This is a genomic window from Xanthomonas bonasiae (assembly GCF_017163705.1).
Lineage (GTDB): Bacteria > Pseudomonadota > Gammaproteobacteria > Xanthomonadales > Xanthomonadaceae > Xanthomonas_A > Xanthomonas_A bonasiae.
Window position 1 is genome coordinate 144,032 of the sequence record NZ_JAFIWB010000001.1, and the last position, 13,658, is coordinate 157,689.

The 13,658-nt window shown below is 69.8% G+C and carries 10 protein-coding genes and 1 tRNA gene; 5 read left to right on the forward strand and 6 right to left on the reverse strand.

All coding sequences use genetic code 11. From position 1 onward, the window contains the following. Window positions 1-2: 2 nt before the first annotated feature. Window positions 3-884, reverse strand: coding sequence for an arginase family protein (locus JR064_RS00615; protein ID WP_206228474.1), 882 nt, complete (start codon window positions 882-884; stop codon window positions 3-5). A 1-nt stretch (window position 885) separates the two neighbouring features. Then, on the reverse strand, window positions 886-1,956 hold the full coding sequence (locus tag JR064_RS00620) for a GNAT family N-acetyltransferase (RefSeq protein WP_206228475.1): 1,071 nt from the start codon (window positions 1,954-1,956) through the stop codon (window positions 886-888). Between the two features lie 113 nt (window positions 1,957-2,069). Here JR064_RS00620 and JR064_RS00625 point away from each other — a divergent pair, with 113 nt between their 5' ends. Together JR064_RS00625 and JR064_RS00630 are read left to right on the forward strand one after the other, a co-directional pair. Continuing rightward, entirely contained in the window at window positions 2,070-2,342 is a 273-nt protein-coding gene (locus JR064_RS00625; RefSeq protein WP_191826464.1) for an acyl carrier protein, read from the forward strand. Window positions 2,343-2,348: 6 nt separating this feature from the next. After that, entirely contained in the window at window positions 2,349-3,584 is a 1,236-nt protein-coding gene (locus JR064_RS00630; protein WP_206228476.1) for a beta-ketoacyl-[acyl-carrier-protein] synthase family protein, read from the forward strand. Window positions 3,585-3,645: 61 nt separating this feature from the next. Here JR064_RS00630 and JR064_RS00635 read toward each other — a convergent pair whose 3' ends face one another. Next, window positions 3,646-5,001, reverse strand: a complete 1,356-nt coding sequence (locus tag JR064_RS00635) for an aspartate aminotransferase family protein (protein ID WP_206228713.1) — start codon at window positions 4,999-5,001, stop codon at window positions 3,646-3,648. A 167-nt stretch (window positions 5,002-5,168) separates the two neighbouring features. Then, the gene (locus tag JR064_RS00640; protein WP_179564071.1) at window positions 5,169-5,861 is read right to left on the reverse strand and encodes an MtnX-like HAD-IB family phosphatase; all 693 of its coding nucleotides are present in this window, start codon (window positions 5,859-5,861) and stop codon (window positions 5,169-5,171) included. Between the two features lie 286 nt (window positions 5,862-6,147). Between JR064_RS00640 and JR064_RS00645 the strand changes: the two genes are divergently transcribed. The 3 genes from JR064_RS00645 to JR064_RS00655 all read left to right on the forward strand — a co-directional run bounded on the left by JR064_RS00645 (window position 6,148) and on the right by JR064_RS00655 (window position 11,799). After that, window positions 6,148-7,137, forward strand: coding sequence for a LysR family transcriptional regulator (locus JR064_RS00645; protein WP_191826462.1), 990 nt, complete (start codon window positions 6,148-6,150; stop codon window positions 7,135-7,137). Window positions 7,138-7,442: 305 nt separating this feature from the next. After that, window positions 7,443-9,611, forward strand: coding sequence for a TonB-dependent siderophore receptor (locus JR064_RS00650; protein ID WP_206228477.1), 2,169 nt, complete (start codon window positions 7,443-7,445; stop codon window positions 9,609-9,611). A gap of 103 nt (window positions 9,612-9,714) precedes the next feature. Further along, window positions 9,715-11,799, forward strand: a complete 2,085-nt coding sequence (locus JR064_RS00655) for a S9 family peptidase (protein WP_206228478.1) — start codon at window positions 9,715-9,717, stop codon at window positions 11,797-11,799. Window positions 11,800-11,963: 164 nt separating this feature from the next. Here JR064_RS00655 and JR064_RS00660 read toward each other — a convergent pair. After that, a tRNA-Leu gene (locus JR064_RS00660) sits at window positions 11,964-12,050 on the reverse strand. A gap of 156 nt (window positions 12,051-12,206) precedes the next feature. Further along, window positions 12,207-13,613, reverse strand: a complete 1,407-nt coding sequence (hemN, locus tag JR064_RS00665) for an oxygen-independent coproporphyrinogen III oxidase (RefSeq protein ID WP_206228479.1) — start codon at window positions 13,611-13,613, stop codon at window positions 12,207-12,209. Window positions 13,614-13,658 lie beyond the last annotated feature (45 nt).

Sequence of the window (13,658 nt, forward strand, 5' to 3'; positions counted from 1 at the left end):
CGCTATCGACGCAGCCCGGCCTCGGCCAGCGCGTCCAGCAGCCGCAAGTTCACCTCGTGCTGCTGCGCCTGCCATGCCGGCAGCGCCTGCGGCGACGGCGGCGGCTGCGCATCCAGTGCCGCCAGGCGCCGCTTCCACCACTGCGGATACCGCGCCACCGACACCTCGCCGGTGATGTCGCTGCCGAGCAGTTGCCCATGCAGATAGGCGATGGCGGTGAGCAGGTGCGGCACCCGCAGTTCGCCCTGGTCCCAGTTGGTGCGCGCGTCCTGCGGATCCAGCACGTCCTTGTCCAGCGACAGGTAGGTCGGCATCGGCGTGCTGCGCAGCTGCTGCAGGAAGGCGTCGATCATCTCCATGCTCGAGCCGAAGCCGCGCACCGCGGCGCCCAGGCCCAGGCGCCGCGCCCAGCCCACATCCACGCCGCTGCACCAGTAGCGCAGCTTGCCGCGGTACAGCGGCCGCAGGTGGTTTTCCCAGGCGTGCGCGGCGCCGACATCGCCCGAGGTGATGCCGACCACTTCCACCCGCGCCACCTGCGGCAACGCCGCGACCCGCCATACCCACGAGCCGCAATGCACCGCGAACGGGAAGCGCATGTTGTCCGGATGATTGTCGAACACCACCACCCGCAGCGGCGCCTGCGCGCGCTGCGCCTGTCGCACGATCAGCGGCAGGCTCAGGTGGTGGAAATCGCCGCTGCCCAGCAGCACGGTGCCGTGCTGCGCCGGCAGCACGCCGTCGAGTGCGGCGCCGAAGCGCCGCAGCCGGCGCAGCGAACAGGCGAAGCGCAGTCCGTCGCACCACTCGTGCAGCGGCAGGCGCAACGCGCCCGGCACCGTGCCGAGCGAGTCGTCCAGGTCCAGCAGTACCGGTGCGCTCATGTCATTCCGCCGCGTCGGCGTCAGGGTCTGGAGTGCCGACGTCGTCGGCTTCGAACAGCGGCCGCAGCCGCCGCAGCGCGATGCGCAGCAGCGGATTGCGCAGGTACACCGCATGCCAGGTGTAGGTGAAGCTGGCGCCGAGTTGCGCCTTCACTTCCGGATCGGTCCAGCCGGCGACATAGGCGCGCAGGCCATGGCGGCAGGCGTAGTCCAGGTTGTGCATCCAGCTCAGCGCGTACAGGTTGTGTTCGCGCGCGTCCGGATAGTGCAGGCCGATGTACTTGTCCAGCAGCCGCCCGTCGTGCACGTAGCACAGGTTCCAGCCGATCAGCCGGCCCTGGTGGCGGTAGGTGAACACCAGGCCGCCGGAATCGGCATCGGTCAGCAGCGCGTCGAAGAACGCTTCGGTCAGCAGGTCGAAATGCACTTCGCTCTGCGCATAGACCTGCAGGTACAGCGCGTAGCAGTGCGCGCGCAGCGCCGGGTCGGCGAAGGCGGCGCCGGTCGGCAGTACCTCGATCTCCAGGTCGGCGCGCGAGCGCAGCTTGCGGCGGATGTTGCGGCGGCGGCCGCGCGACAGCCGCGCCAGGTACTCGTCGGTGGAGGCGAAATCGATCGGCACCCAGGCCAGCGCCTGCCCGCGCAGCAGCACGTAGCCGCTGCGTTCGCAGGCCTCCAGGAACACGTGCGCCCAGGCATTGTCGGTGGCATCGAGCAGCGGCGAGTGCTGCGGGATGTCCTTGACGATCAGCAGCGGGCGCTTGCGCCCCAGCTGCGTTCGCCACTGGCCGGGCAACTGCGCCGGGTCGGCCGCACGCGGCAGCCAGGCGTATTCGCTGACGGTACTGCCGACGAAGCTGGTGCGCGGCCGCAGCCAGCGCCGCCACAGCCGCTGCAGCGGCCAGCCGGCCACGCGCGCGCGCAACGCCGGATCGGCGGTGGTGAGCAGGTCGAACACGGCGTCGAACGCAGGCACGCCATGCTCCAGGGTCCGCGCCTGGAAATCCTGCGGGGGATGCGCGAGGAACTGCTGCTGCAGCGCCCGCGGTTCGAGTTGGCTTACGAAAGGCATCTGCAAGATTGACCGGCTAGCGTGGAGGATGGATGCCGCCGCCGTGGGCTGTGGCATGCCTTCCACCGGCGGCACGCGCCGCGCGGTGGCCATTCATTTCGCGGAGGACTGCCATGACCCCGTCTATCGAGACACAGATCCACAGCATCGTCGCCAAGCATGGCGAGATCGATCCCGCCGGCCTGACCGCCGACACCAAACTGCAGGACCTGGGCGTGGATTCGCTCGAGGCGATCGAAATCCTGTTCGACATCGAGGAGCACTTCGACATCACCTTCCCGCAGCGCGATCCGAACCTGGACGACGGCTCGCTGGGCAAGCTGGCCGAAGCGGTGCACCAGGCGCTGGCCGCCAAGGCCGCCGCTGCGCTGGCACCGGCGCACTGAGCCGGCATGGACCGCTCGGCGCAGGGACACCGCGTCGTCGTCACCGGGATGGGCGCGGTCAGCGCGCTCGGCCTGGGTGCCGATGCCCTGTGGCGCGGCATGTGCGAGGGCCGTAGCGGCATCGCCGCGCTGGCCTCGCCCGATCCGCAGGCCACCCTGAAGATGCGCCTGGCCGCCGCCCTGCCCGGCTTCGCGCCGCAGGCGGCGCAACTGGGCGGCATCGCGCCCGGCCAGTTGGACCGGATGACGCAGATGGCGCTGGTCGCGGCCTACGAGGCCGTGGCCCAGTCCGGCCTGGACGTGGACGGCACCGGCGCCGCACGCGGCGCGGTGGTGATCGGCACCGGCGTCGGCGCCGAATTGAGCCGCGACGAACAGTCGCGGCGGCTGTACCGCGAGCAGGCCGAGCGCCTGCACCCGCTGACCATCGTGCGCAGCATGAACAACGCCCCGGTCAGCCAGATCAGCATCGCCTTCGGCCTGCGCGGCCCGGCCTTCGCCGTGTCCAGCGCCTGCGCCTCGGCCAACCACGCGCTGGCGCAGGCGGCGTTGCTGATCCACCACGGCCTGGCCGACGTGGCCATCGCCGGCGGCAGCGAAGCCTGCCTGAGCCTGCCGCTGATCCGCGCCTGGGAAGCGATGCGCGTGGTCAGCGACGACACCTGTCGGCCGTTCTGCGCGCAGCGCAGCGGCCTGGTGCTGGGCGAAGGCGCCGGCATCTTCGTGCTGGAAAGCGCCGCGCACGCGGCCGCGCGCGGCGCCATGGCGCTGGCCGAACTGGCCGGTTTCGGCATGAGCGCCGATGCGCACGATATCGTCGCGCCCAGCGCCGACGGCGCCGCCACGGCGATGCGCCTGGCCTTGCAGGATGCCGGCCTGCAGCCGCAGCAGATCGACTACATCAACGCCCACGGCACCGGCACCCTGGCCAACGACCGCTGCGAGACGCAGGCGATCCGCCAGGTGTTCGGCCGCCACGCCGATGCGCTGGCGGTGAGTTCGACCAAGGCGGTGCACGGGCATGCGCTGGGCGCCGCCGGCGCGCTGGAACTGATCGCGGCGATCGGTGCGCTGCGCGAGCAGACGGTGCCGCCGACCGCGAACTTCCTGGATCCGGATCCGGACTGCGACCTGGACTACGTCCCCAACCAGGCCCGCGCGCAACCGGTGCGCACGGTGCTCAGCAATTCCTTCGCCTTCGGCGGCCTCAACGCGGTGCTCGCGTTGCGCGAGGCGCGCTGAGGCCGATGCCGCAGCGGACGACGGGAGGCAACGCGGCGCCAACGCGCTGTCTCCCGCCATCTCATGCCACCCGCTTGGCGCGGGTCAGCAACTGGTCCAGCAGCGACAGGCCCAGATCGATCTCGTCGTGGCTGATGTGCAGCGACGGCGCCAGAGTGATCACGTTCTTGTAGTAGCCGCCCACGTCCAGCACCAGGCCGATGCGCTTGCCGTTGTGGCGCAGCTCGCCTTCCAGGCCCATGTCCACCATCGTGTCGAGCAGCTTGCGGTTCGGAGTGAAGCCGTCCGCCTGGCAGATCTCCGCGCGCAGCGCCAGGCCCAGGCCGTCGACGTCGCCGATTTCCGGATGGCGCTTCTGCAGGTCGCGCAGGCCGTCGAGGAAGTGCGCGCCCTTGGCCATGACCATCGACTCGTAGTCGGTCTCGGCCAGCATGCGCATCGTCTCCAGGCCCACCGCGGTGCCGAGCGGGTTGGAGGCGAAGGTGGAATGGGTCGAACCCGGCGGGAACACGGTCGGGTTGATCAATTCCTCGCGCGCCCAGATGCCGGCCAGCGGATTGAGGCCGTTGGTCAGCGCCTTGCCGAACACCAGCACGTCCGGGGTCACCCCGAAATGCTCGATCGCCCACAGCTTGCCGGTGCGGAAGAAGCCCATCTGGATCTCGTCCACCACCAGCAGGATGCCGTACTTGTCCAGCACCCGCTTCAGGCCGGTGAAGAAGTTCGGCGGCGGGATCACGTAGCCGCCGGTGCCCTGGATCGGCTCGACGTAGAACGCGGCGTACTCGCACTGCCCGGCCTTGGGATCCCACACGCCGTTGTACTCGGTCTCGAACAGGCGCTCGAACTTGGCCACGCACTGCTCGCCGTACTCTTCCTTGGAAATGCCCTTGGGGCCGCGGAAGTGGTACGGGAATTCGATGAACTGGGCGCGGTCGAAATGGCCGAAGCGGCGCCGGTAGCGGTACGAGGAGGTGATCGCCGAGGCGCCCAGGGTGCGGCCGTGGTAGCCGCCCTCGAAGGCGAACATCAGGCTCTTGCCGCCCGTGGCATTGCGCACCAGCTTCAGCGAATCCTCCACCGACTGCGCGCCGCCGACGTTGAAGTGCACGCGGCCCTTGCGGCCCCACTTGCGCTCGGCATCCACCGCGATGGTCTTGGCCAGTTCGATCTTGGTCGGGTGCAGGTACTGGCTGGCCACCTGCGGCAGCGTGTCGATCTGCCGCTTCAGCGCGCCGTTCAGGCGCGGATTGGCGTAGCCGAAATTCACCGCCGAATACCACATCTGCAGGTCCAGGTACGGCACCTCCTCGGTGTCGTACAGATAGCTGCCGTCGCAGTGCGCGAAGATCCGCGGCGGCTCGCTGTAGTGCACGGTGTCGCCGAACGAGCAGTACTCGGCCTCGTCGGCCAGCATCTGCGCATCGCCGAGCGCGGCGTGGTAGGCCGGGCCGGTGCGCAGCAGCGCGTCCGGATCGGGCGAGGCCGGCTGCAGGCCGTCGTGCGCGGCCGGATCGAGCGTCTCGAGATCGCCGTGGAGCGGCGCAAGCGCGGTGGGGAGCGGAACATTCCGATTCATGGGGATCAGGCTCGTTGGGGAACGGGGAGTGGGAAGCGGGCGCTGGCGGCGGCAGGCGCGGCGAGCTCGTGCAGCAGGGCGATGGCGTCGTCGAAACCGCCGATCGCGCGGTGGGCGATGCCGCTGGCGCGGCAATGGCGCAAAAGGCCGTCCTTGGCGAAGACCAGATCGGCCTTGCCGGCCACGCAGAAATCGGAGCGGCCGTCGCCGATCAGCAAGGTGGCGCGCGCCGGCTCCTGCTGGGCCATGACCGCGCACTTGCAGGTGCCGCTGGCGCAGCCAGGCTGCGCGTGCGGCGAGGCCATGCGCCATTGCCCGGCGTCGGTGCGCAGCAGGCGGTTGGCGATGATCGGCAGCTGATGCAGGCCGTGCCGCGCCAGGATCCGCGCGATCGGGTAGTCCAGGCCGTCGCTGACGATGCTCAGCGGCATGCCCAGGTCGCGCGCCAGATCGACGAAGCGCACGAACGCCGGATCGATGCGGACCTCGTCGAGCACGCGGTGCAGCGCGTCGACGTCGCCGTCGAGCAGCGCCACCTGGCCGCTCATGCACTCGCGCGCACCGATGCGCCCGGCCACCCAATCGTCTTCCAACGCGCGCCAGCCGGGCTGGCCGAGACGCTCGAGCAAGGTATCGGTCACATCCTGCAGCGACACGGTACCGTCGAAATCACAAAGAATTTTCCACTGGACGCGCAAGGCGGCTCTCCGGCTAATTCGGGCAGAGCCTAGGCGGGCTGTCTTTCGTGCTCCTTTCCGCGCGCGGACAGCGCCGCCCGGCAACGCGGGCCTGGCCGGCGGGCTCGACCGGCATGCGGCAGCGGCGACAGAGCGAACCGCTTCGCGCACCCGGGCACGCATCGCGTCTGCGCCCGATCGGGCGGCGGCCGTCGCCGTATTGCGCGCCTTGACACACATCCGGCCAGGCGCAAGGCTAGATTCGCATCAAGGGGGGGCTCATCGGCGGTAGCGGGGGCCTGTTTCAATGAAAGACGCCGTGCTGTCGTCCTGCGCCGAGCAGGACGCCTTTCGCCTGGACGCGCAACTGCTGTCGGACCTGTGGGTGTTCCGCGCCGCCGCCCGCCATGGCAGCATCACCGGCGCGGCGGCGGCGCTGAACGTCACCCAGGGCGCGGTCAGCCAGCGCGTGTTGCGGCTGGAAGCGCGCCTGGGCACCGAACTGTTCCGCCGCAGCCAGCGCAGGATCGCGCTGACCCCGGCCGGCATGACCCTGCTCGGCGCGGTCAACGGCGCGTCGGCCGGCCTCAACGACGCGCTGTCGCGCATCGCCCGTTCGCAGGGCGGCGCGCTGGTCGTGGTATGCCCGCCATCGCTGGCGATCGAATGGCTGATGCCGCACCTGCCGGACTTCTACCGCGAATGCCAGGGCATCGAGCTGCATGTGCGCGCGGAGATGGTGGCGCCGCATGCGTACTGGATGGAAGAGCAGCGCGTGGACGTGGTGATCGGCTATTCGCATGCGCCGATCGCCGGCCTGTGCCAGCTGGCCGAGTTCGCCGAGACGATCTTTCCGGTGTGCTCGCCGGCAACGCGGCAACGCCTGGACGCGCAGCCGGCGCAGGTGCGCGACGTGCTGCTGATGCACGACGACGCGGTCTGGCTGGAAGGCGAGTTGGCCGGCGCGGAGTGGCGCGAGTGGCTGGACCACGTGGCCGAGAAACCGCGCTGGCGGATCACCGCCGAACGCCATTTCAACCTGGCCTATCTGGCCTACCAGGCGGCGATCTACGGCGACGGCCTGGCGATGGCGCGCTCGGTCGGGATCCAGCGGCTGATCGATTCCGGCCTGCTGGTGCCGGCGCTGGATCGGCCGCCGGTGCCCAGCGCGCATTACCGGCTGATGTCGCTGCTGCCGGCCCGGGAAGGCAGCTCGGCCGCACGCTTCACCGAGTGGCTGATCGGCAGCATGCGCCGCACCCAGCAGCGCGCGTTGGCGGCCCTGGAGCATCGGTGAACACGATCTATCAGCCTGGCTATTGGATTCGCTAGAAATGCTGCATTGCCGCAAGCGCGGCGCCGCGCTACATAGGATCACAGCAAGGCAGAGAAAGTGGGGATGCGCTTTCCGGCCGGGGACAGGCCCGCCTTGCACTGCTGGAGCGGGATCCATCCTGCCCGGCCTCCGCTTCTGCCTTCCGCTCGCCGGATCGTCGTCATCGCCCGTACCGGCGCAGTCAGTGCGTGGGCGCCGGTATGCCGACGCTCGCCGGACCCGGCGTGGAGGCATACGCCTAGCCACTTTCGCGAGGTTCGACCGCCATGATCGCCATACCCGTCCGTGCCGTTTCCCACGCCCTGCCCCGCCGCGCCGCGGTGTCCAGCCGCATCTCCGTCGCCCTGGCGCTGGCATTGCTGACGCAGCATGCGTTCGCCGCGGAGGATGACGGCACCCAGGTGACCGATCTCAACAGCGTCGAGGTCACCGCCAAGAAACAGAAACAGCAGGTGCAGAACGGCGCGCTCGGCGACACATCCGACCTGGACACGCCGTTCTCGGTCAGCACGGTGGACGCGGAGCAACTGGAAACGCGCCAGGCCAAATCGCTGATGGACGTGTTTTCGCGCGACGCCAGCGTCAGCCGCAGCGCCGGCAGCGACTACAACGGCTGGGCCTCGCGGCTGATCGTGCGCGGCCTGCCGTTGAGCTTCGAGGACAGCATGAAGGTCAACGGCCAGCCGACCGCGCTGTTCGGCGTCAACCTGCCGCTGGAGGCGATGGAACAGGTGCAGTTGCTCAAGGGCGCCAGCGGCTTCATGTACGGGTTCGGCCAGCCCGGCGGCATCGTCAACTACATCGCCAAGAAGCCGCCTGCCGACGGCGGCGACATCGCCAGCCTCGACGTCGGCTACCGCTCCGACAGCGTCGTCAGCGAACACGTCGATGTGGGCGGCTGGCTCGGGCAGGACAAGGATTTCGGCTATCGCATGAATGCCGTGCACGAAGCCGGCAACTTCTATTCCGGCGGCCACGTCGACCGCAACGCGTTCGCGCTGTCGCTGGTCGGCAAGCTGACCCCGGCGGTGACCTGGACCGCGGACCTGCTGTACCAGGACAAGCAGATCGATGCGCCCACGCCCTACTTCTATCCCTGGAGCTACCCGCTCAAGTACCTGCCCGACGGCATCAGCGGCAACACCAACTATTCCTCGCCGGCCACGCTCAACCACGACAAGTTCAGCATGCTCTCCACCGGCCTGGCCTGGGAGATTTCGCCCGACTGGAAGGCGACGCTGTCGCTGGGCTACCTGAAGAACGATTACCGGCTGCGCCAGGAATACTTCGAACTGGACGGCGCCGACGGCTACTACGACGACTGGGTGTTCAACGGCCTGGACCTGTGGACCTTCAAGTACGCGCAGGCGATGCTGCAAGGCGGCTTCGCCACCGGCGCGATCGGCCACAAGGTCGTGGTCGGCGCGTCCTGGCAGGAAATGGCGCAGGACCTGGGCAACGGCAACCTGAGTTCCTGGGACGTGATCGGCTCGGGCTACCTGTCGGTGCCGGTGCGCTTCTCATGGAATCCCAGTTCCGACAACCTGGCGCTGTTCCGCTATTCGGACGTCAAGCAGCTGGCCGGCTTCGCCAGCGACACCCTGACCTTCTCGCCGCACTGGTCGCTGCTGCTCGGCGCGCGCTTCACCGACTACACCCAGACCAACCACGCCTGGGGCACCGGCGAGGTCACCGACATCTACAAGAAGCCGGTGTGGACGCCGACCGTGGCGCTGCTGTTCAAGCCCGCCGCCGACTCCACGATCTACGCCAGCTACGTGAAGTCGCTGGAACAGGGCAGCAGCGTCGGCAACAGCTTCGCCAATGCCGGCGCGCAGCTGGATCCGCTGCAGAGCAAGCAGTACGAGCTCGGCTACAAGATCGAAAAGCCGGGCTGGCAGGCCGCGGCGGCGCTGTTCCGGATCGACCGCGGCGCCGAATACGCCAATGCCGACAACGTCTACGTGCAGAACGGCAACCTGCGCTACGACGGGCTGGAGCTGGAGGGCCGCGTGCAAGCGACCGCACGGCTGGGCCTCGGCGCATCGCTGCTGCTGCTCGACGCCTACTACCAGCAGACCAGCACCGCCTGGCTGGTGGACAAGCAACTGGAAGGCACCGCCAAACTGACCGCGACCCTGGACGCCGACTACCAGGTGCCCGGCATCGACGGCCTGGCGCTGCATTCGGACCTGAAGTGGTACGGGCGCACCGCGATCTACAACAATACCGCGCAGCAGACGACCGTCTATGCCAAGGGCTATGCCGTGGTCAACGCCGGTGCCGGCTACCAGACCCGGATCGGCGGGCGCCCCGTCACCTTGCGCGCCGAGGTGCAGAATCTGTTCGACCGCGACTACTGGCAAGGGGGCTATTACGAGTTCGCGATCGGCGCGCCGCGCACCTACGCCGCCAACGTCAAGATCGATTTCTGAGCCGGCATCCGCAGCCTGCGTTTGCCATCCTGCGCGGCCGCCACCGGCTGCGCACCTGCCGCCGTGCGTCCCACGGCGGCATTCTTCGAAGAGATGCCCCGCTATGACCCGAACGTTGTTGCCATGGCGGTTGTGCGCCGCATTGCTGGTGTCGGCATGGAGCGTCGCCACGCCGGCGGCGGGCTTGCGTCCGATCAGCGCCGACGACATCGTCGACCTGCGCCATCTGGACGATCCGCAGATTTCCGCCGATGGCCGCCAGGTCGCCTACGTACTGAAGACCCCGCGCGACAACGGCAAGCCGCCGCTGTCGCGGCTGTGGCTGGTGGACACCGCCGCCGGCGCGGCATCGGCGCATGCCTTGACCGATGCGGGAAGCTCCGCGGCCGGCGAAACGTCTCCGCGCTGGTCGCCGGACGGTGCCTGGATCGGCTTCCTGTCAGATCGCGGCAAGGTCCCGGACCCGCGCCCCGCCTGCGCTCCCGGCGACGCGGCGGCGGACGCCGACGCGCCGAGTATGCAGGTCTGGCGCATCGCCCGCGCTGGCGGCGCGCCACAACAGCTGACCGCGGCGGCCGGTCCGGTCAGCGCCTTCGCCTGGTCGCCGGACGGCAGGCGCCTGGCCTGGATCGCCACCGATCCGCCGTCCGCCGAGCGCAAGGCACGCCTGCAGCGCAAGGACGATGCGCAGCAGGTGGACCACGACGTCGCATTCGACCGGGTCTGGGTCCGCGACCTGCCCGACGGTGCGCCGCGCGCGCTGACCGCGCCCGGCCTGCAGGTCTCGCAACTGGCCTGGTCGCCGGACGGCACCAAGCTGGCCTTGCGCGTGGCCGACGCCCCCGGTTTCAACGGCTACTGGAACCGCTCGCGGCTGCTGCTGGTGGATGCCGCCGACGGCCGCCTGCTGCGCGTGGTCGCCACCGACGTGGGCGCGCAGCCGCCGCGCTGGTCGCCCGACGGCAGCCAGCTGCTGTACGCGGCGCTGAGCCGGGGCAAGATGACCTCGACCCTGCTCGCGCACCGCCTGGCCGACGATCGCCAGGTGCGCCTGGCGCCGGACTGGGACGGCACGCTGTGGCATGCGCAATGGCGCGACGATGCGCACATCGTGGTCGAAGGCCAGCGCGGGCTGCGCGCCGAATTCCTGCAGGTCGACGCCGATAGCGGCAAGGCGCGCACGCTGGCCGCCACGCATGCGGCCTGGGCCGCGTTCACCCTCGCCCGCGACGGCCGTGTCGCCTTCCTCGGCGAAACGCCGACGGCCCCGGCGGAAATCTGGCTGCTGCGCGACGGCCGCACGCACGCGCTCACCGACAGCAATCCGCAGGTACGGCAATGGGCGCTGGGCACATTGCGCGAACTGAGCTGGCGCAGCTCGCGCGACGGACGCCGCATCGACGGCGTGCTGGTGCTGCCGCCGGGCTGGAAACCGGGCACGCCATTGCCGACGCTGCTGCAGATCCACGGCGGGCCGGCCTGGGCCTGGTGGTCCGGCTGGCTCGGCTCCTGGCACGACTGGGCGCAGTTGCTGGCCTCGCGCGGCTACGCCGTGCTGCTGCCGAATCCGCGCGGCTCCGAAGGCCAGGGCGCGGCCTTCACCGAAGCGGCCAACAACGACTGGGGCGGCGGCGACTACCAGGACGTGCTCGACGGCCTGGACGCGATCGTGGCCCAGCGCATCGCCGATCCCGCGCGCGTGGCCATCGGCGGCTGGAGCTACGGCGGCTACCTGGCGGCATGGGCCGCGACCCACGACCCGCAGCGGCGCTTCCGCACCGCCATCGTCGGCGCCGGCGTCACCGACCTGTACAGCATGGCGCTGACCACCGACGTGCACGATTTCCTGCCCGGCTATTTCGGACGCGACGCCCTGGCCGCACGCGCCATGCTGGACGAGCGCTCGCCGCTGCGCTACGCCGAACGCGTGCGCATGCCGGTGCTGATCCTGCACGGCGAACAGGACCAGCGCGTGCCGCTGGCGCAAGGGCAGATGCTGTACCAGGCGCTGAAAACCAACGGCACGCCGGTGCAGATGGTGACCTACCCGCGCAGCACGCACTGGCCGGAAGAACGCGATCTGCAACGCGATCTGCTGCAGCAGGTGGCGCGCTGGCTGGATAAGGAGCTTGCCGTCGGCGCAACGAGCGAAGGCGCCGGCGATGCCAAGCCGGCGCCGGTCCAATGACGTTGTGCTTCATGCAGATCGGCCCAGCCCGCGAAGATGCGCCATGTCGGCGCACGCTACAGCTGCGGCATCACGAGCGTGCAGTCTGGGAAATGCGCGGAAGCCGACCCGCCTTTCCCCATTCCCTACTCTCCATTCCCCATTCCCGGCGTCAACGACGCCACTGGTGCCCGGAGCCGGAATCGAACCGGCATGGGGTCGCCCCCGGCGGATTTTAAGTCCGATGCGTCTACCAGTTTCGCCATCCGGGCCTGGTGCCGCTAGCGTGCCTGATTGCAGCCCGCTTGTGAACCGCGGCGCTGGCGGCAGGCTCCTGCGCGGCCCCCGAAAAGAACCCCGGCGTCGCCGCCACGACGGCGCCGGGGATGCCATTCGGCAACGGTGAACCTGGTGACTCCGCGCGGCGCTCAGATCGCCCGCGAATAGCGCGCCGGTTGCGCCGGCTGGCGCAGATAGCGGTCGAAGCACATCGCGATCAGGCGCAGCAGCGGGCGCCCGCGCGCAGTGGCCTGGATCGTGCCGTCGCGATAGTCGGCCAGGCCATCGGCGCACAGCGGCGCCAGCGCCTGCAGCTCCTCGTCGAAATAGCTGGCGAAGTCGATGCCATGGCGCTGCGCCAGCGCCGCCACATCGGCGCGGCCCTGGCACATCAGCTGCTGGATCAGCTCCGCGCGCAGCGCGTCGTCGGCGCTGAGCCGCAGGCCGCGCAGCACCGGACTGTCGCCGGCATCCACCGCCGCTTCCCAGGCCGGCAGCTCGCGCTGGTTCTGGCTGTAGCTGTCGCCGATGCGGCTGATCGCGCTGACGCCCAGGCCGAGCAGGTCGGTGTCGGCATGCGTGGTGTAGCCCATGAAATTGCGGTGCAGCCCGCCCTGGCGCTGCGCGCGCGCCAGGTCTTCGTGCGGCAACGCGAAATGGTCCATGCCGATGTACTGGTAGCCGGCCGCCGACAGCTTGCGCACCGCCAATCCGAGCAGCGCGAGCTTGTGCTCGGCATCGGGCAGCTCCGCATCGGCGATGCGCCGCTGCGCCTTGAACAACTGCGGCATGTGCGCATAGCCGTAGACCGCCAGGCGGTCCGGGCGCGCCGCGATCACCGTGCCCAGGGTGCGCTCGAAGCCGGCCAGGGTCTGCCGCGGCAGGCCGTAGATCAGGTCCACGTTGACCGAGCGCATGCCCTGCACGCGGCAGGCGCGCAGGATGTCCAGCGTCTCGGCCACGCCCTGGCGGCGATTGATCGCCTGCTGCACCAGCGGGTCGAAATCCTGGATGCCCAGACTGGCGCGGTTGAAGCCGAGCGCCGCCAGCGCGGCGATGTCCTGCGGCGTCACCGTGCGCGGATCCAGTTCGATCGAGATGTCCCGATCCGGCGCCTCGCTGAAGCGGAACAGCCCGCGCAGGCCCCGCAGCAGTTCGCCGAGCAGTTCCGTCGCCAGGAAATTCGGCGTGCCGCCGCCCAGGTGCAACTGCACCACCTCGCGCTCGGTATCCAGGCATGCGGCCATCATCGCCGCCTCGCGCAACACGCGCTGCACGTAGGCGCGGCCCTTGCCGACATCGCGGGTGATGACCCGGTTGCAGCCGCAGTAGAAGCACGGGTTGCGACAGAACGGCACGTGCACGTACAGCGACAGCGGTCGCGCCGGATCGCTGGCCTGCACCGCCGCGAACAGCTGCGCCGGGCCGAAGCCGGACTGGAAATGCGGCGCGGTCGGATACGAGGTGTAGCGCGGGCCGGGACGGTCGTAGCGGCGCAGCAGCTCGGCGTCGAAGGTCCAGGTGGCGGCGGGATCGGAGGCGGTCAGGATGTCCATGGCGGCCAGCATGCGCGGCCCGGCGGCAGGCCGCTTTGACCTGGA